At 34.4% G+C, this 215-nt stretch carries 1 protein-coding gene; it reads left to right on the plus strand.

Going from position 1 to position 215, the window contains the following annotated elements:
- Window positions 1-215 (plus strand): IS200/IS605 family accessory protein TnpB-related protein (locus tag GPK60_RS10965; RefSeq protein ID WP_215660058.1); only part of this gene is annotated, 215 nt, incomplete at both ends.

Genomic DNA, 215 nt, shown 5'->3' on the forward strand with positions numbered 1-215 from the left:
AAAAAGATAGCATTATGCCATGAAAAAATAACAAATACCAGAAAAGATTATCTGCACAAGATGTCCCATGAGATTATCAGCGAAAACCAAGTGATAGTTTCGGAAGATTTGCAGATAAAAAACATGGTAAAAAATCACCGTTTGGCAAAGTCTATAAGTGATGTATCATGGTATGAGCTGACAAGACAGTTAGAATATAAGGCAAAGTGGAATGG

It is taken from the genome of Ruminococcus sp. MCC718 (assembly GCF_018783905.1).
Classification (GTDB): domain Bacteria; phylum Bacillota; class Clostridia; order Lachnospirales; family Lachnospiraceae; genus Hominisplanchenecus; species Hominisplanchenecus faecis.